Source organism: Dellaglioa sp. CoH-57-MRSF-19, assembly GCF_056781975.1.
Genome location: NZ_JBXAXW010000071.1, coordinates 1 through 620, shown reverse-complemented (window position 1 = coordinate 620; position 620 = coordinate 1). Strand labels below are relative to the sequence as shown.

General features: G+C 50.0%; 1 protein-coding gene. It reads left to right on the top strand.

The features are described from left to right. The first annotated feature begins 100 nt into the window (after positions 1-100). The gene (locus AC1RO3_RS08255) at positions 101-610 is read left to right on the top strand and encodes a hypothetical protein (RefSeq protein WP_289858465.1); all 510 of its coding nucleotides are present in this window, start codon (positions 101-103) and stop codon (positions 608-610) included. Positions 611-620 lie beyond the last annotated feature (10 nt).

The following is a 620-nucleotide window of genomic DNA, read 5'->3' as shown; positions in this document are numbered from 1 at the left end:
ACCAGAAGAAGCGTGATGAAATCGGGGCCGCTACCAAGGTTACGCAACTGAGTTTCACGCTCGATATGGTGAGGCGTGTGCGATCTTCTGGAGGGTTTTAATGAGTACACCTATCTATGCACGAATCCTGTACGACGAGATTCGCATGATGGATTCAAAGTCCGGGCTGTATGTATGGTGTGATCCAGATGAAGAGGGGGTGCTTACCGTTCAGCAGCTTTTGACCGGTGCTCCGTTTAAGGCAGAGAACAGCACGGAATATCATGTAACTGTTCTATATCATAATGGTGCACTTCCTCATCAAATCAGGATTCCTGTGGATCGTCCTATCTCGGCACGTGCCACGCACTTCGAAAAGTGGGATACACCTAAGGGCAACGTTCTAGTCCTGCGTCTAGACTCCACAGGTCTCCAGTCCTTGCATGATGAGCTGCTGCGTGAGGGCCTTACTCATTCGTTCCCTGACTTCAATGCACACTTGACTGTGGCGAAGAACGTGGAAGGTGCTGGGCGTACGCAAGCTTGGATTGAGTCACGTAACCACTATCTAGAAATGTGTCCGGTGGAGATCAGGTTCGAGTCTGCTATTAAGGCAAGTTCGCTAGCCTAAGAAAATGCCC